Here is a 16,584-nt window from a genome sequence, read left to right on the forward strand (position 1 = left end):
TCAGAAAAGCTGACAATTAGCTCCTAGCTAGGCGGTGATACGTTAATTATAAAGAGGGAAAACTAAGCAGGAAGCCTCCCGACTTCGATGGCTCAAGTTTCTTTTCCCGAACCTTGTGTCCCCAGCAGAAACGACTATGCCATCCCAAACTCTCAAATATGCTTACTTTCCCGGTTGCGTTGCCCAGGGGGCTGCCCGCGAACTTTACCTGTCTACCCAAGCGCTAACTCAAGCGTTGGGGATTGAACTGGTGGAACTCAAAAAAGCTTCCTGCTGCGGTTCTGGCACTTTCAAGGAAGATTCGCAGTTGCTCGAAGATACTGTCAACGCTCGCAATATTGCTTTGGCTGAGGAACTGAATCTGCCTTTGCTGACGCATTGCAGCACTTGTCAAGGGGTAATCGGTCATGTGGACGATCGCCTCAAGGATTGCCAAAAAACCGATCCCAACTACATAGAAAAAGTCAACGGTTTACTCAAAAAACAAGGCTGTTCGCCTTATCAAGGCAGTACCGAGGTGAAACATCTGTTGTGGGCGATCGTTGCCGATTACGGGCTCGACGAGGTGCAGAAGCGAGTCACCCGCAAGCTTTCGGGCTTAAAGTGCGCGTCTTTTTATGGATGCTACCTGCTGCGAGCTCAGGATAAGCTGCTTTACGATGACCCGCACCAACCGGAATCGATGGAAAATGTATTTCGGGCGATCGGGGCAACTCCTGTTTATTATCGAGGGCGGACGCAGTGCTGCGGCTGGCCGTTGGCGAGTTATGCCACTGACCAATCTTTTGGGATGGCAGGCAAACATATTCAAGATGCTCTTGACAATGGCGCTGATTGTATGGTAACGCCTTGTCCTCTGTGTCACTTGAATTTGGATTCGCGACAGCCGGAGGTGGAAAAAGTAATCGGGCGCAAATTGGGTTTGCCGGTGTTGCATTTATCGCAATTGGTGGCTTTAGCTTTGGGTGTGGAGCCGAAAAAACTAGGACTCGATCGACATATTGTTTCAACTAAGCCCGTGTTAGAAAAATTAGGCTTTTAGTCGATCGATTTACACAGATTTGTAGTAAAGAAGTTTGTCCTTGATAACTCCGCTCTAACCACGGACGTGCTCAGTAGCAACCTACTTTGATAAGCCTCCCAGCATGAATAACTGTGAAGTTTTGTCGCTTTTTCGCGAAGTGCTTCCAGGCACTGCGGTAGACTAACCTTTAATTCTCTGTGCAGGCTATAGCGGTGTCACCTCGCCGTCAAATCTGTTAATTCGCAGAGCAAGGAAATTTTTAGTGACTCGTTGGGAGCCTTTATTCAATGTCTCATTCAGTCAAAATTTACGATACTTGCATCGGTTGCACTCAATGCGTCCGCGCTTGTCCGACTGACGTTTTGGAGATGGTGCCCTGGGATGGCTGCAAAGCAGCTCAGATTGCCTCATCTCCCCGCACCGAAGACTGTGTAGGCTGCAAGCGTTGCGAAACTGCTTGCCCCACCGATTTTCTGAGCATCCGGGTTTACCTGGGAGCCGAAACCACTCGCAGTATGGGTCTAGCCTACTAAATATCGATCGACACACCGATCGAATTACGGGCACAAGAGAGGGGGCGATTACATTGCCCCTTCTTTTTTTTGTCGCGGAATCGGCATTCTGGGGCCGGAAGAAGGTAAAAATGATAAAACGTGAGTTTTATTGCGATCGCTAAGCAGGAGTAGTACGTTAAATGTGCGGAATCGTTGGCTATATCGGCACGCAAGCAGCAAGCGAGATTTTGCTAGCAGGATTGGAGAAACTAGAATACCGGGGCTACGATTCAGCGGGCCTCGCTACCATCTCGGAAGGACAAATTACCTGCGTCCGAGCCAAGGGCAAATTGCACAATCTCCGGGAAAAGCTAGCAGAGATAGACTCTCCGGCTCCCATTGGCATCGGACACACCCGCTGGGCAACTCACGGCAAACCAGAGGAATATAACGCTCACCCTCACCTGGATAATAGCGGGCGAATTGCGGTAGTTCAAAATGGAATTGTCGAAAATTATCGCGATTTGCGGAAAGAATTGAAAGCAAAGGGACATAAATTTGTCTCGGATACCGATACAGAAGTTATTCCTCATTTAATAGCGGAGTTTTTTGCCGAAGTAAAAAAGGAGAAGGAAGAAGAAAAAGAAAAAAAAGCCGAAAAAATTGCTGATTTGTCATTTTTGGAAGTCGTTTCACAGGTGGTAAATAGGTTAGAAGGAGCCTTTGCGATCGCCGTTATTTGCGCCGATTTTCCAGACGAAATAATTGTCGCCAGACAGCAAGCTCCTTTGGTGATTGGCTTTGGTGCAGGCGAATTTTTCTGCGCTTCCGACACGCCGGCGTTAGTATCTCACACCCGCACTGTTTTGTCGTTGGAAAATGGCGAATTGGCAAGGCTAACTCCGATGGGAGTCGAAGTTTACAGCTTTACAGGAGAAAGGCTGAAAAAAAGCCCGCGCATCCTTGGTTGGAGTCCGGTTTTAGTCGAAAAACAAGGCTTCAAACACTTCATGCACAAGGAGATTTACGAACAGCCAGCCGTAGTCAGAGCTTGTTTGGAGGCTTATTTAGACAGCGAGTGGCAGCCGGGAAATCCGCACTCTCCCATCAATCTCAACTTGCCTAAGGAACTTTGCGCCGATGTCGAACAAATTTCAATTCTTGCCTGCGGAACGAGCTGGCACGCCTCACTAATTGGCAAATATTTGTTGGAACAATTAGCTAATATTCCCACTGCGGTGCAGTACGCTTCTGAGTACCGCTACGCACCGGCACCGCTGACGGCAAATAATTTAACTATTGGGGTAACACAGTCGGGAGAAACGGCGGACACGCTGGCTGCTTTGGGGATGGAACAGCAGCGCCGCGCGGGTTTTACTGATAAATTCCGGGCGAGAATGTTAGGCATTACTAACAGGACTGAAAGTTCGATCGCCCACATGATGCCGCACGTGATCAATACCCACGCCGGTATAGAAATCGGCGTTGCTGCGACTAAAACTTTTGTTACTCAGTTAATGGCATTCTATTTCTTAGCTTTGGATTTGGCGCACCAGCGGCAAACAATCAGCACTGAGAGATTGGCAGAAATTATTACTGGTTTGCGCCAGTTGCCCGCAGAAATTGAGAAGTTTTTGGAGATTCAAGAACAGTATGTGGAGGAATTGTCCCACCAGTTTACAGACACCCAAGATTTTATTTTTTTGGGGCGGGGCATAAACTTTCCGATTGCTTTGGAAGGGGCGCTGAAACTGAAGGAAATCAGCTACATTCACGCCGAAGGATATCCGGCGGGAGAGATGAAACATGGCCCGATCGCCCTTTTGGACGCGAAAGTTCCTGTAGTGGCGATCGCCATGCCCGGAAGCGTCTACGAAAAAGTGCTTTCCAACGCTCAGGAAGCGAAGGCCCGCGACGCCCGTTTAATTGGCGTCACGCCCAAGCAAGGTGTGGCGGAAGCCGAGATTTTTGACCACGTTTTGCCGGTGCCTTTGGTGGATGAATTGTTGTCGCCGATTGTGACAGTGATTCCGCTGCAATTGTTGGCTTATCACATTGCCGCGCGTCGCGGTTTGGATGTGGATCAGCCACGCAATTTGGCGAAGTCGGTGACAGTGGAATAAAAGAATTCAGTTGGCAGTTGGCAGTTGGCAGTTGACTGTTGACTGTTGACTGTTGACTGTTGACTGTTGACTGTTAGCAGTTGTTATTGGTTATTTGTTATTTGTTATCAATAACCTTCCACGATCTGCCTCCAATGCGCTATCGTCTATTCCCTCTGGCTGACTCCGCAAATTGCGGCTAATAGCAACCAGCTTGTAGTATTGAGTCGGAAATCAAACAGCGTCACATCTACAGTGTTAAAAAGCGTACAGGCGGCGAAGGCTAATAAATAACTGAAAAAAATTAGGCGATCGGTCGCTCTTACATCTTGACAAGCTACCCAATTTTTGCTACCCCTTATAGATTTTTGATTGAGTTCTAAAGAATTTTCCGCTACTTCCTGTGTTGCTATTTTCTCGTGTTTAATTTCCCCAGGAAAAAGCGGCCAATTCGCCAGCAGCCAAACACCCCTAGCCAAAACCCAACCAACTAAACCAAACAACAAAAGCGTTGCTGGTATTCCCGTTTCTGCAGTCAACATTAGCATCAAACTGTGAGGATGACCGAGCCATTCTTGCATCTGAGCTTGATAGAGAGGCGTAAAATTTCGCAATCCCCAACCAGTCCAAGGACGCTGCTGAGTCATCGACCAAGCAAATTCCCACTGAGTAGTTCTCAAAGTAGCAGTTGGCCGATTTGGAAACATCTCGTCGGTGAGTCTAGCCCAAAAGAAAGCCGGAACAATTCTTCGTAAAGATTGTCGCAGTGGTTCCGGGCCAAAGGCAGACAAAAAAACTGTGCTAGCCACACTAAAAACCACAGCTAATAGTTTTTTATAACCCGCATAAAATGCAAAAGCCAAAACTGCCATAACTGCCAGTCCCCAAGCATTGCGAGAATTAGTAAAAATCAAAGCAACAGCATTTCCGAGCACAGCCAAACTTAAAAATAGGCAGCGGTAATTGAGAATTGGAAATTGGGAATCTGGCATTAATATTCCTTCTTCCCTCGAATCTCTTCTTTCTGACTTCTGACTCTTGACTCCCGAGTTTTGCTCAATAATTAATCCGTGTATCCCTGTCCAAATCCGTGTCGTGCCTTCCTGATTTCGGATTTCTCCTATCCAAAGCCCTAGCCCTAAAATAAAAACAATTGTCAGATAGCAAGCTAAAATATTAGCATACATAAATACAGAAGCCATGCGACCAGGGGGATTGCCTTGGGGTTCGAGTACCCAGCCAACAACAGGCTGCAATTGAGCGATGCCGCTCCAACCTAAAAATTGCTGTCCCAGACCTAAAATTATTACCGGAATTGAACTAATTACAATAATCCAAGATAATTGTCGCAATTGAGCAGCAGTTTGAATTAAACTGCTCAAAGCCGCAAACAATATAAAGAACGGCAAGAAATTGTACAACCCTACAAAAGCCTCAATGCGGTTGTGGGCAAAAACCGCTGTGATGACTAGCAGCGCGCTCAGAATTGCGAATCCTCGATTCAACGGCCGGCGACTAATTTGACGGAACTTTTGCTTGCAAGTGCCGGCCAATCCCAGGAATAAACCTAAAGCTCCCAAAATCGGAATTAAGGGAAAAATCAGCATCCCCACTTGGGCGAAATTCCAAGGGATTTGCAGGCGGGGATCTGGATGTTTTTGGAGGCGAGACTTGAGATTTTCGGCTGTCAGTTTGGCAGCTAATTTCAACCGATTTTTGATATTCACCCACACTCCCAATCTCAAATCTAAAATCTACAATCTACTATCGTTAAGCTAGTTCCCAAACGCATTCCGATCGCGTCAGGCGAATTTGAGCTAAGGCAAAAATGGTCGGGATAATGCGCCCATAGTTAGTGGAAATCGATCGCCAACCCAAATCCGCGAAAAACCAAGTCCACATCACCGGGCCGATCAACGAAAATACGCTCCGCGTCGCACCGTAACGAGCTGCACTCACCGCCATACCGCGCCGCGCCGTCTGAATTGCGACATAATTTTGAAACTGGGTTGCTGCGGTTGCAGTACCTGCAAGCACTCCTTGTTTTGCCATTTGATAGGTGGCAAAATGCAGCGCAAATTGATTAGCCATTAGTTTGAGCAGCATTGGTTTTAAGATGGAACTAACAGCTAAAGCGCTGCCACCTTTGAACAGTAAACCCAACGGGTCTTTTTCAGCAGAAATTGGCAGGGGCTCTGAGAGTTTAGAATCAACGATCGCTCGCTGTACGCGCAGTGTCAGTGCTTGCTGTTCCTCTGCCGGCAAACGCTTCCACGCCCGCCCCATTAAGTGCAGAAATACTTCTGCCTCTAAGTCGGTGGTTGACAACTGTTTGGGATAAGGGATTTTGAGATAGCGACAAACTTGAATTAGTGCTTGTCTGTAAGTTACTTGTTCGGTTCGCCCTCTGAGTACCGTCAACCCGTCGGCTGCAAGATAACGAAACCGCTGTTCTACGGCGTCGAGCCATGCTTGGCGATCGCGACTTTGTACATCTATCGGTGCGGGGGTTTGCACGTAATCTAAAGGGTTAAACTTGCGGCTGAACAGAAGTTCTGTTAGTTGCTGCAATTCTTCTTCTGTTGTCAATTCGAGTGCTGCTCTGAGTTCGTCCAAAATTTTGCCCTCCCCTATTCGATTTTAGATTTTAGATTTTAGATTTTAGATTGCTGCGGATTGACAACCATTAGGATTTAGGATTTACCTACAGTCGCATTTTTTGATCTGGTCTTAATCATGGATTCGTGCTGTCCTTTATTCTACTACTTGGTGTAGGGCGATGGCGTCCCGCCCCGCAAGCTACAGCTCTTTTGAGTCATCGGTAAGGTACAAATTCAGCTCGCAGCCTTTAAGCTGATGTGTAGATTCATAAGGCTGACTGATTGATTATGTTCGATGTTGCGGTGATTGGTGCGGGGATGGCGGGGCTCAGTTGCGCTCAACGGTTGCGTCAAGCTGGTTATTCTGTGGCGGTTGTTGAGAAATCTCGTGGCGCGGGGGGGCGTGTTGCTACCCGCCGCGTACAGGGTACTAGGGCCGATCACGGGACGCGGTATCTGGAACCGCAGGGGGATGCAGTGCAGAGGTTAATTGAGGCTTTGGTCGATCGACACATCCTCAAACTCTGGACTGATACTGTCTGGGAATTCAGAGAGGGAAAACTTTCTGCTATTCCTAGTTCTTGTTATGTGGCACCTGCTGGCATGAATGCTGTCGGTAAGTATCTGGCTGAGGATTTAGAGATTTGGTTTGGTCGTCGCTTACACGCTATTTCTACTACAGATAACCAAATGTGGCATCTTTCCCTAGAAGTCACTGATGACAATTTACAGACGCCTCAAGAATTGATTGCTAAGGCTGTTGTAGTAGCAATTCCGGCTCCTCAAGCTTTAATGTTTTTGAATTCGGAAATTGGTTTTAAACCTGATTTTCTTGACCAATTGCGTTCTGTGGAGTACGACCCTTGCATTACTGTTATGGCTGGCTATTCTGCGGCAAAACAGCAAGATTTGAGCAATCTAAATCCGCAGTGGAAATCTGTTTCTTTTCCCGATAATTCTGATTTAGCTTGGGTTGGTTGGGACAGCAGCAAACGGCTCGATCCGCAGCAGCCGGTGTTTGTGGTTCACAGCAGCGCAATTTTTGCAGAACGCTATTTAGAAGCTGTTGATTTGGAAACTGTCGGTCAAGAATTGCTCGATCGCACTTCTGAATATTTAATCCCTTGGCTCAAAGAGCCGGAATGGTTGCAGGTTCACCGCTGGCGCTATGCCTTGTGTCGAAATCCTTTGCCTGTTTCTTGTTTGGCGGCTGGGGGAACTTTGCCGCTGGTTTGTGCCGGGGATTTGTGCGGGGAAGGTCAAATAGAAGGTGCTTTGCGATCGGGTTTGGCGGCGGCTAATTGGGTGAATTCTCAGTTGCAAAATTTGCCGTTAGATTCAAACCTAAATTGGTAATATGGCTAAAATTAATGTATCGATTTTGCCTCTAACGCTATGATTGCTATCCCGTCTGGGTTTAGTCCCGAAGATTACCTTGCCCTCGAACGTGATAATACCGTCCGGCATGAATATCGGCGCGGCTTGGTGTACGCGATGGCGGGAGGTAGCGATGACCACAGCCGTCTCTGTATTAATTTTATAACTGCGATTAACCTTCACCTACGCGATGGTGACTGTCAGTTTTTTTCGGCTGATGTCAAGGTGAATTATGCGGATGCGTTCTTCTACTATCCAGATGCGTTTGTCACCTGCGATCCGCGCGATCGCGAAGATCGTTATGTGAAGCGTTATCCCAAGTTGATTGCTGAGGTTCTATCCTCTTCGACTGAAAACTTCGATCGCGGTGAGAAGTTTGAGGATTATCAACAGCTTGAATCGTTGGAAGAGTATGTTTTAATCGCCCAGAACCAGATGCGGGTGGAGTGTCGTCGTCGGGTGCAGGATGCGAGTTCCGTGCGGTGGGAAACGGTGGTTTATGAAGCAGGCGATCCGGTGATGCTGCCGAGTATTGGGCTGGAGATGCCGATCGAGGAGTTATATCGGGGTGTGAGCATACTCTGAACTCCTGAGATTCGATCGATTGAATTGCACTAACGGTTTCCTTTGGAGTAGTCACCCTTTATCCCAATCGCTGCACCTCTTCCACCGACAGAGAAAGCGCCTGGGCAACTTGTTCGACGGTTAAACCCATTGCCAGTAGTTGGGGGATGGCATCTCGTTGTGTTTGCTCCACGCGATCGGCCCGTTGACTTTCCGCTTCAGCGCGCTGACGCTCAGCTTCAGCCCGTTGACGCTCAGCTTCAGCGCGCTGGCGTTCCTGTTCGGTGTGGAGGCGTTCGAGTCGAGCTTGCTCGCTCCCCGTCAGCAACAAATTCCCCTGGTTATCCCACCAGCGCAACCAACGCTGTGTCTGATTTTGATAGCTGCCTTCCCATACGCCTAACTCTACTCCCATGCGCTCGATCGGGTAATGTCCGCGATCGTTCGGTTCCAACAGGCGATAGCGGGCGTTCACCCAGTTGTAGACTTCGAGTTGGCTGGTTTTAATTGTATAGATGGCGTAGTAGGGAATGCGGATAATCTGTTCGTATACCCAAAACTTCCCTGGTTTCTGAGTAATACCTTCTGGCAAACGAGATAAGGGGGTGTTGTCGCGTTCTTCGGAACCATCCCCACTGGCTAATTCGATCGCAATTATCGGCACCATATACTCGCGCCACAACACGTAAGAGCGGCGAATTTCTCCGTCTAATAGGGGCGGAACGTTGGGGACGTAGAACCAGTCAGGGGCTTCGGCTCCGCGTTCGGGTGGGTCGGTTTCGCGCCAGTATATCCCGCTATCTTGTCCGATCGCGTATTGTCCGTCGGGGTGAAGCGTTTGCAGTGTGCTTTCTAGGGAGTCGGTGAGCAGAATACTCTGGGGATGTTCTAGAAAGTTCTTCACGAACGTGCCGTCTGCTTCGGGGAGTTGGGTGTGATCCGGGAAGGCGGGGGGCAACCCTGTCGCCCTGAGACTTTCGGTCATGGCTGGTACGCGATCGACTCGCGATCGAACTGATGCTCTGTTATAGCCTAGCGATTGTCGATTGATTTGTGTAGTTGAAGAAGGAAGAAGGAAGTTCGGCAACGGATTCTGTAACGGATGTAACGGATGTCAGTCCGATGGAAGTCGGAAGTTCGGCAACGAATGTAACGGATGTAACGGATGTCAGTCCGATGGAAGTCGGAAGAAGGAAGAAGGAAGAAGGAAGAAGGAAGAAGGAAGAAGGGAAATGCAATTAAAGCAATGGTTTCACCAGTCAAGAACGTCGCCGGGATTCGGGCGCGGTTACTACTTCTTCCTTCTTCGTTCAGCTAGAGTTATGAAAAATTAATCGAACCACATACAAAAAAATGGAAAAATGGTGAAAACTCCCACTTTTCCAAATTTTTATTGTTGTGCTGTTTCCTGCTGTTGTAAGTCTTGTTCTTGCATGTGCAATAACTCGGGAACTGTTACGAAAATGTACCCTTCATTTCTCAATCGAGCAATAATATCAGGTAAAGCTTTTACAGTTCTTGCTCGATTGCCGCCGCCGTCGTGCATCAGCACAATGCCGCCGGAATTTGCCTGCCTCATCACGTTGTCTATCAAAGATTCCGTAAGAGTTCGCCAATCAAAAGAATCAGCAGACCACATCACAACTGCATAATTTTTCTTTTGAGCATAAGTGGCCAATCCATTGTTTAAAATGCCTCCCGGCGGGCGGAACATGGATGTTTGGACGCCGGTCAACTCCTCAATTAAGGATGAAGTGCCATCGATCTCGCGAGCAGCACCGTATTCGTTATACTGAAGGTATTCATGGTTCCAAGTGTGATTGCCGATCGCGTGACCGGCTGCTACGACCTGTTGGCCAATTTCGGGAGAATTTTTCAGGTATTTTCCTACCCAGAAGAATGTAGCCTTAATATTATTTTCCTTGAGAATATCGAGGATTTGTGTAGTTGTTTTCGGCCAGGGGCCGTCGTCAAATGTCAGGGCGATCGCCTTGCGCTGGGAATTGAGTTTCCCATGACGAATGGTTGTACCTTGAAACTGACCCGGTACGGCTGATTGAAATCGGATTGCCTGCAATTGGGCTAGAGACTGTTGGGAAAATTCTACTCGATTGGCGATCGCCTTGGAGAACTTATTAATAGTGGACATGGGCTGTTGTTCTTGGGGCTGGGATACCGCCAAGACTTGGGCCTGAATCGGTTGCAAGGGCTGATTTGCCCGCAAGAAGTTAATCGGCCATGTCACACCCAGCAAAAAACTTCCTGTGGCTGCCATAAAAGCAACGATGAAATTTTTTCGCCGCCTCCACAGTAGTTTCAATTTTGTCACGTCATTCTCTCCTTCACACCTTGCACAGTTAATTTGAGATTTTATGTTGATATCAAGTTAATCCACTTAAGAGGATAATCTTAAATTGGACTGTTCCTAAAAATGCTACTGGAAATAACCGATCGCGGGGAAGTCCGTCCGGATAAAAAAATTTAAGATTTGTGTGCCACGAATCCCCTAACCTATAAAAACGTGGGATGGGTGAACTTTTTCCCCACCCAGGGGACGGCGATCAAGTCGGATTCATGGCACGATATTCTTAGGGACTCAGCCCGCATCTGCCCGCGTCCCTACCTGACACTGCAAGATGTGAGTTTAACCTGAGATGTTGCACCATTCTCAATAAGCTTTTTATGAACAGGCAAGATGCCTGTTCCACAAGAAAATTCACTCTTTGGGGAACAGGCATCTTGCCTGTTAAGCGAGAAGAGTGCAAGATGTGAGTTTAACCTGAGATGTTGCCCCATTCTCAATAAGCTTTTTATGAACAGGCAAGATGCCTGTTCCACAAGAAAATTCACTCTTTGTGGAACAGGCATCTTGCCTGTTAAGCGAGAATAGTGCAAGATGTGAGTTTAACCTGAGATGTGGCACCATTGTCAATAAGCCTTTTATGAACGGGTTCTGGGGCCCGTGCCACAAGAAAATTTAGTATTTGTGGAACAGGCCCGAAAGCCTATTCAGCGAGAATGGTGCAAGAGGTGAGTTTAACCGGATTTGATAGGAGGGCGATCGCCCGCCCCCAGCGTCGTAAAATTAACTTTTAGGGCCGATTCTCTCTTTGTACAAGCCGACAATCCGATCGATAACTTCGACCACAGTCAGATTGTCTGTTTGAATTTCCACAGCATCGGCCGCTTTACGCAAAGGTGCAACCTCGCGGGTGCTGTCCTTTTCGTCCCGCAGGGCGATGTCTTGTTCCAATTGGGCCAAGCTAATATTAGCCCGATCGGTATCTTTAAGTTCTAACAGCCGCCTGCGCGATCGCTCTTGTACCGAAGCCGTCAAAAAAATCTTTAGTTCCGCATCGGGAAACACGTTAGTGCCGATATCGCGGCCTTCTGCTATAATTCCGCCTTTTGTGCCGCAGCGCCGCTGTTCCTCCATCAGAAACTGCCGCACGGCGGGAATCGCCGCCATTTCCGAGACGCGGGATGTCACTTCCAAACTGCGAATTGCCTCGGTTACGTCTTCGCCGTTAATCTTCAACATCTTTGATGCGGGATCGAGGTTGTATTCCAAATAACTGGAACTGATTAATTCGGCGATCGCGCATTCGTCGGAAATCGGCGTGTCTGTTTTCAATGCCAGCCAAGTCAGCGCCCGATACATCGCGCCGGTATCCAGATAAAACAAATTCAAAGCAGTTGCTGCAAGGCGAGTGACGGTAGATTTGCCTGCTCCTGCCGGGCCGTCGATCGCCACAATGGGCCGGCGATTCCTGAGAATTATATTGTCAATCAAACGAGTAGAGCCAACTCTGGCGGCCACGGCTAAAAGTCCCGCTGTTTCCACAACCTGCAACGGCGTCAAAGTGTCGGGATCGACGAGTTCGGCGTATTCGAGAGCAACTGCGGGCTCTCCGGCGACTGCTGCGTGAGCGGCAGCGAGTGCGCCCGCTGCGGTGCGATCCCCTGAAGCAAAAGTTTCCGAGGCTTGTTGCAGCGCGCGGTAGAGTACGGAGGCTTGCTGTTTTTGCTCTACAGTTAAATACAGATTGCGAGAACTCATTGCCAGTCCCGACTCTTCGCGGACGATCGGACAAGCGACAATCTCTACAGGCAAATTAAAATCAAAGACCAGCTTCCGAATAATTGCTAGCTGCTGGGCGTCTTTTTGACCGAAATAAGCTTTTGTCGGCTGCACCAAACTCAAAAGTTTAGTAACAATTGCCGCGACGCCCTGAAAATGACCGGGCCTTGCTTTGCCGCACAAAACCGATGTCATCGCCGGTGGCGGGACTACTTGAGTTAAGGATGAAAGGTGAATCTCTATCTGTTTTTGGGCGGTTTGCTCTGTTTCTGTGCCGACTGCTTGATGGCCAAACATTTCCGTTGCTGAGGGAGCAAATATGGCATCAACCCCAGCTTGTTCGCACAACAGCCGGTCTTGCTCGAAATTCCGAGGATAATCTTGAAAATCTTCTGTTGGTCCAAATTGCAGCGGGTTGACAAAAATGGTGACCAGGGCGATCGCATTTTCTTGCCTTGCGCGCTGGATCAAGCTCAGATGCCCTGCGTGCAAAGCTCCCATCGTCGGCACCAAACCGACTGTCAAATGAGGTGCAGCAGACTTTTGTAAATTTAAGTAGCAGCGAAGTGCTGCAATGGTAGTAAACAGGCGCACCGGTAGAATCTCCTGAAGGCATTCGGCAGAATGCAGAGTTTATTTGTCAGAATTTGTTCGACTTGACATCTTGCATCATCCTCCAGAACAGGTAAGATGCCTCTTCTAAAAACAATGGTGCAAGATGTCAGTTTTATTCTACTTTCTGCCTTCTACACTTCGGATAACTTTTGTATTCTGCCTTAGACTACCGTTCAGCGTTCAACTTTTGTTGGCTGCGGCGGTTCGATCACTTCGATTTCCACTCTCGCAACGCCGCTACTCATCATTCCCAGCACGCTGGCGGCGCCGGCGGACAAGTCAATGACCCGATCGCCCACATAGGGGCCGCGGTCGTTAATGCGGACGACTACGGTGCGGCCGTTGTCGAGATTTCTCACCATGACTCTAGTTCCAAAAGGCAAGTGGCGGTGGGCTGCGGTCAAATCATTTTGGTTGAAACGCTCGCCGCTGGCGCTGAGGTTGCCGTCAAATCCCGGGCCGTACCAGGAAGCCCAGCCGCTGAGGCGCACTTGAACTGGGCCCATAGAGAGGACGGCGGGTTCTGGTTGGGGTTTGCCTGCGACTTCTTCCAGGGGTGGGGCGTTGCCCAGAAGCCGGCGGAGGCGATTGGTTGCTTGCAGGGCATCTCGGCTAAAGTTGCTGGTGGTGTCGGGGAGGATTGTTTCGGCGTTGATGTTTACCAAGTCCTCGCCGTTTGCCTGGATAATGTAGCGATCGCCTTTTTCCCACTTAACGGTAATGCTGTTGGGATCGATGTTGTTGCGGGCTAGCTGGTTGAGTCTTGCTGCTAAGGTTGAGGCCCGCCAAACTGAATCGGGTTCTTGGTTGCTAGAGTTGCTGGCAATGTTTCCGACTTTGGGATTTTCTTTCGCGCCCGTTACTTTCGACGGACTGCTAGCACCGGCTTGGCTGTTGCCAGTTTCTCCCATTTTCGTGTTTGTTTCCGGATTGGCGTTCAGAAAGGTGATGACTGGAATGTTTCGCACGTAGACTGTCGCTGCTTGTCGCCCGTCTAACTCGTGGGGCTGGATTTTGGCGATCGAGTCTCGGGCAATGTCAGCTCTTGCTTGATACTGATACTGTCCGACTTTTTGCGCTTCGACCCGACTTGCGTTTAACTGCCGGGACGGTTGGGTGGCAATTACTTGCTCGGAAACCGGAGAGTTTTGGTTGTCGGCATCTGTTGCTTGTGCGTGACAAGAGGATGCCGTTCCTACCACAGGAACTAACAGGACAGCGAGTAGACCACCAACAAATTTTTCCTTCATACGTCCATTTTTGTGAATAGCCATTGCCAACCGAGATTGGAGGATTGGCCATTTGGCGGCGGGCCTCAAGGATTTCTCTCTTGCCCTTCGCCATTCCCCCGTGAGTCAAAGCAAAGTATCCGGGTGCGTTTTTGCTTTAATGCTTCCGCCCAAAAAAAATTTGGCGGAAACTTCCCTGACACTTGACAACTCATGCTCGATCCGCAATTTGTGTTTTGTTCACGAACTGCAACAGACTACCACAAACTTTTGTGGTTGGGGATCGCTGCGATCGCGATTTTCACCAAATCTTCATCAAATTTTCTCAAAACCCTCTATCATAAAATCCTTTAGTGCCAGTGCTTACAGCCGTTTCAGTTATTCCAGAAAAATTTACAAAAATTTACAGAAATTTATTGTCTTTTGGGGGCTGCCGAATGGCTAGTGTGAAAAAAGCTGTTTGTCAACTGTTATGGGAATAAACTAAAAACTGGAAATCGATTTGGCGGACTTATGGATTATCGAGAAGCAGGTGTGGATGTTGAGGCGGGCAGAGCTTTTGTCTCGCGCATCGGGAGTATGGTCAAGAGCACGCACCGATCGGGAGTTTTGGGCGGATTCGGCGGGTTTAGCGGGTTTTTCAGCGTTCCGGAGGGTTTAAAAGAGCCGATTATGGTTTCGGGTACTGACGGCGTTGGGACTAAGTTGAAATTAGCCCACAATCTCGATCGGCACGACACCGTAGGTATCGACTTGGTGGCGATGTGCGTCAACGACGTGCTGACATCCGGGGCAGAACCCCTCTTTTTTCTCGATTATTTAGCGACGGGAAAGTTAAATCCCGAACAATTAGCTGCGGTGGTGGCCGGCATTGCTGACGGTTGCAAGCAAGCGGGCTGTGCTTTGCTCGGAGGGGAAACGGCAGAAATGCCCGGTTTTTACCAAGCGGGTGAGTACGATTTGGCGGGGTTTTGTGTGGGAATTGTCGAAAAGAGCAAATTGTTGGATGGTTCGCGGGTGCAGGTGGGAGATGTGGCGGTGGGGCTGGCCAGTTCAGGCGCGCACAGCAACGGTTTTAGTTTGGTGAGAAAAATTGCGGGCGATCGGGGTTTTGACTGGAATTCCCAACCCGAAAAGTTAGGTGGCCAAAGTTTAGGAGAAGTGCTGCTAACTCCGACTACAATTTATGTTAAACCAGTCCTCGAAGCAATTAAGAGCGGTTTAGATATTCACGGCATGGCTCACATTACGGGCGGCGGTTTGCCGGAAAATTTGCCCCGCTGTTTGGGAGTTAATCAATCTGTGAAAATTGACAGCAATAGCTGGCCAAATTTGCCCATTTTCCAGTGGATTGCTGAAGCGGGCCAAGTTGCCCCAGCCGATATGTTCAATACTTTTAATATGGGCATTGGGTTTGTGCTGTTGCTCGATCGCACAAAAGTAGAAGAGGCTGTTACATGGTTTGAATCTCAGGGGATTGGTGCGTTCGCGATCGGGGAAGTGATTGAGGGGAAAGGAGAATTGATCATGGATAACGGTTAATTGGTAATTAGTAGGAAGCAATCGCAGGGGGTGAAGATTGCTTCGCTTTGTTTTATGCACTAACAGACAATCTCAACCTGCATTCATTTGTGTAGATAGATCTGCGGTTAAATTTATAATTTTGAAAGTAACCGCAGAGGACGCAGAGGAGATAGAGGAAGAAAGAGAAAAAGGAATTCACAACAGATGACTCGTTGCTACAAGTTTAAATGAAAGTGAAATAAGTTATTGTGTCTTTCAATACGGTATAATTCAAAATTAATTCCGTCACTGACTGCAAAACTAGCCGCTCAAAAGTATCTGAATCCCAAAAAAACAGAGCAACTGGAATAAGCATTAAAATAGGAACAAAAAGGAGATATTAGAGGAAAAATTATAATTTTGTTATTGTTAAATAACCGACATTATCAAGCTAAAATTGCTGATTTTTTGGGTTTAATCTTACAGAAGGTGTTTAATTGGTGTATTCAGGGACATCCAGATAATCTACACACGTACTACTATTTTCTGTCAGAAGAGAGCCTCGTGAAGCAATCTCAAACCCTTGATTTAACGCGCTGATTACGTCATTCCTGAATATATTGCTAATGGACTGTTTAAAGTAATTGAAGATTTAGAGTATTTATTACATGGCATTTCAGCGAACAGGCTGATTATTGCGATCGCACTTCCTCTCCTCCTATGTTCGCAGCATTCGGGGAATTATAATTATAGCGATCGAGTTTTTGAAATCCTATTTAACTCAATCCAGAAACATCCTCATACTAAGCAGAGATTGGACTGAGGACAGAAGTTCGCGCTACAAACTTGATGATTTTGAGGACAGAAGTCCTGACTTATTAATAGGCGATCGCCAATCATTAGACTTTTTGCAAAAATAGATAATATCTGCGTTCATTTGCGTTCATCTGCGGTTAAAAACAGAAAATCCAGAACTCTTGCAAAAAGTCTAACCA

14 protein-coding genes are annotated in these 16,584 nt (G+C 48.0%); 8 read left to right on the forward strand and 6 right to left on the reverse strand.

The features are described 5' to 3' along the window. Positions 1 to 136 precede the first annotated feature (136 nt). From D0A37_RS23765 to glmS, 3 genes are all read left to right on the forward strand, one after another. Complete coding sequence (locus D0A37_RS23765; RefSeq protein ID WP_242718126.1) at positions 137 to 1,042, forward strand: CoB--CoM heterodisulfide reductase iron-sulfur subunit B family protein; 906 nt, start codon at positions 137 to 139, stop codon at positions 1,040 to 1,042. Between the two features lie 269 nt (positions 1,043 to 1,311). Beyond that, complete coding sequence (gene psaC / locus D0A37_RS23770) at positions 1,312 to 1,557, forward strand: photosystem I iron-sulfur center protein PsaC (RefSeq protein WP_015175986.1); 246 nt, start codon at positions 1,312 to 1,314, stop codon at positions 1,555 to 1,557. Positions 1,558 to 1,718: 161 nt separating this feature from the next. Next, entirely contained in the window at positions 1,719 to 3,641 is a 1,923-nt protein-coding gene (gene glmS, locus D0A37_RS23775) for a glutamine--fructose-6-phosphate transaminase (isomerizing) (protein ID WP_242718128.1), read from the forward strand. Between the two features lie 146 nt (positions 3,642 to 3,787). Here glmS and D0A37_RS23780 read toward each other — a convergent pair whose 3' ends face one another. Together D0A37_RS23780 and D0A37_RS23785 are read right to left on the reverse strand one after the other, a co-directional pair. Continuing rightward, positions 3,788 to 5,347, reverse strand: coding sequence for an O-antigen ligase family protein (locus D0A37_RS23780; protein WP_242718129.1), 1,560 nt, complete (start codon positions 5,345 to 5,347; stop codon positions 3,788 to 3,790). 43 nt (positions 5,348 to 5,390) lie between these two features. Beyond that, a complete protein-coding gene (locus tag D0A37_RS23785) occupies positions 5,391 to 6,236 on the reverse strand; it encodes a YaaW family protein (RefSeq protein ID WP_242718130.1) in 846 nt (281 codons plus the stop codon). A 272-nt stretch (positions 6,237 to 6,508) separates the two neighbouring features. Between D0A37_RS23785 and D0A37_RS23790 the strand changes: the two genes are divergently transcribed. Beyond that, positions 6,509 to 7,576, forward strand: a complete 1,068-nt coding sequence (locus D0A37_RS23790; RefSeq protein WP_242718131.1) for an NAD(P)/FAD-dependent oxidoreductase — start codon at positions 6,509 to 6,511, stop codon at positions 7,574 to 7,576. Positions 7,577 to 7,615: 39 nt separating this feature from the next. Continuing rightward, entirely contained in the window at positions 7,616 to 8,182 is a 567-nt protein-coding gene (locus D0A37_RS23795; RefSeq protein WP_242718132.1) for a Uma2 family endonuclease, read from the forward strand. A 58-nt stretch (positions 8,183 to 8,240) separates the two neighbouring features. Here the strand turns inward: D0A37_RS23795 and D0A37_RS23800 are convergent, their stop codons facing one another. After that, the gene (locus D0A37_RS23800) at positions 8,241 to 9,146 is read right to left on the reverse strand and encodes a Uma2 family endonuclease (protein ID WP_242718133.1); all 906 of its coding nucleotides are present in this window, start codon (positions 9,144 to 9,146) and stop codon (positions 8,241 to 8,243) included. A 74-nt stretch (positions 9,147 to 9,220) separates the two neighbouring features. Between D0A37_RS23800 and D0A37_RS23805 the strand changes: the two genes are divergently transcribed. After that, entirely contained in the window at positions 9,221 to 9,403 is a 183-nt protein-coding gene (locus D0A37_RS23805; protein ID WP_242718134.1) for a hypothetical protein, read from the forward strand. Between the two features lie 148 nt (positions 9,404 to 9,551). Here the strand turns inward: D0A37_RS23805 and D0A37_RS23810 are convergent, their stop codons facing one another. Then, the gene (locus D0A37_RS23810; protein WP_242718136.1) at positions 9,552 to 10,490 is read right to left on the reverse strand and encodes a polysaccharide deacetylase family protein; all 939 of its coding nucleotides are present in this window, start codon (positions 10,488 to 10,490) and stop codon (positions 9,552 to 9,554) included. Between the two features lie 496 nt (positions 10,491 to 10,986). Here D0A37_RS23810 and D0A37_RS23815 point away from each other — a divergent pair, with 496 nt between their 5' ends. Beyond that, the gene (locus tag D0A37_RS23815) at positions 10,987 to 11,142 is read left to right on the forward strand and encodes a hypothetical protein (RefSeq protein ID WP_242718138.1); all 156 of its coding nucleotides are present in this window, start codon (positions 10,987 to 10,989) and stop codon (positions 11,140 to 11,142) included. 104 nt (positions 11,143 to 11,246) lie between these two features. Here the strand turns inward: D0A37_RS23815 and D0A37_RS23820 are convergent, their stop codons facing one another. Continuing rightward, the gene (locus tag D0A37_RS23820) at positions 11,247 to 12,836 is read right to left on the reverse strand and encodes a bifunctional pantoate--beta-alanine ligase/(d)CMP kinase (RefSeq protein ID WP_242718140.1); all 1,590 of its coding nucleotides are present in this window, start codon (positions 12,834 to 12,836) and stop codon (positions 11,247 to 11,249) included. A 194-nt stretch (positions 12,837 to 13,030) separates the two neighbouring features. Beyond that, positions 13,031 to 14,131, reverse strand: coding sequence for a septal ring lytic transglycosylase RlpA family protein (locus tag D0A37_RS23825; protein ID WP_242718142.1), 1,101 nt, complete (start codon positions 14,129 to 14,131; stop codon positions 13,031 to 13,033). Between the two features lie 468 nt (positions 14,132 to 14,599). On the opposite strand from D0A37_RS23825, the gene purM reads away from it, so the two are divergent. Continuing rightward, on the forward strand, positions 14,600 to 15,628 hold the full coding sequence (gene purM, locus D0A37_RS23830) for a phosphoribosylformylglycinamidine cyclo-ligase (protein WP_242718144.1): 1,029 nt from the start codon (positions 14,600 to 14,602) through the stop codon (positions 15,626 to 15,628). The last annotated feature ends 956 nt before the right edge of the window (positions 15,629 to 16,584 follow it).

The organism is Microcoleus vaginatus HSN003 (assembly GCF_022701255.1).
Classification (GTDB): domain Bacteria; phylum Cyanobacteriota; class Cyanobacteriia; order Cyanobacteriales; family Microcoleaceae; genus Microcoleus; species Microcoleus vaginatus_B.

Coding starts and splice junctions, on each gene's coding strand:
- D0A37_RS23815 (WP_242718138.1), top strand. CDS start 10,987: ATGCCTGTTCCACAAGAAAATTCACTCTTTGTGGAACAGGCATCTTGC.
- D0A37_RS23795 (WP_242718132.1), top strand. CDS start 7,616: ATGATTGCTATCCCGTCTGGGTTTAGTCCCGAAGATTACCTTGCCCTC.
- D0A37_RS23765 (WP_242718126.1), top strand. CDS start 137: ATGCCATCCCAAACTCTCAAATATGCTTACTTTCCCGGTTGCGTTGCC.
- D0A37_RS23800 (WP_242718133.1), bottom strand. CDS start 9,146: ATGACCGAAAGTCTCAGGGCGACAGGGTTGCCCCCCGCCTTCCCGGAT.
- glmS (WP_242718128.1), top strand. CDS start 1,719: ATGTGCGGAATCGTTGGCTATATCGGCACGCAAGCAGCAAGCGAGATT.
- purM (WP_242718144.1), top strand. CDS start 14,600: ATGGATTATCGAGAAGCAGGTGTGGATGTTGAGGCGGGCAGAGCTTTT.
- psaC (WP_015175986.1), top strand. CDS start 1,312: ATGTCTCATTCAGTCAAAATTTACGATACTTGCATCGGTTGCACTCAA.
- D0A37_RS23790 (WP_242718131.1), top strand. CDS start 6,509: ATGTTCGATGTTGCGGTGATTGGTGCGGGGATGGCGGGGCTCAGTTGC.
- D0A37_RS23825 (WP_242718142.1), bottom strand. CDS start 14,131: ATGGCTATTCACAAAAATGGACGTATGAAGGAAAAATTTGTTGGTGGT.